Origin of the sequence: Paraburkholderia sp. UYCP14C (genome assembly GCF_004197395.1) — a bacterium.
GTDB lineage: Bacteria > Pseudomonadota > Gammaproteobacteria > Burkholderiales > Burkholderiaceae > Paraburkholderia.
Map to the genome: position 1 here is coordinate 1 of NZ_SELS01000369.1, position 346 is coordinate 346.

The window sequence follows — 346 nt, forward strand, 5'->3', positions numbered from 1 at the left end:
CTACTACTCCAGGCCGGTGTCGACATCAATACGATACGCGGCTGGCTTGGGCACGTTTCGTTGGAGACGACCAACATCTACGCCGAGATCAATCTGGAAACAAAGGCACGGGCGCTGGCGACATGCGAAGTGGAAGGCGGTGCCGAAGGCCAAAAGCAATGGCGGGATCAGCCCGACCTGATGACCTTCCTCCGCACCTTGTAGCGAACAATATGTGCTGTTCGCTTTCCACAAAGGTACTGCCTTGGCCTAGTTCTTTATCGAGCAGCACATATTTTTTACCGCACCATACTCATGACCCATCCCACGGTTGTTGCGCGTGCCTTCCATCCCGTAGTGCTCGAGT

General features: G+C 54.9%; 1 pseudogene. It reads left to right on the forward strand.

Going from position 1 to position 346, the window contains the following annotated elements:
- Positions 1-204 (forward strand): annotated as a pseudogene (locus EVC45_RS45250) (integrase); the annotation flags it as partial.
- Positions 205-346: the final 142 nt, after the last annotated feature.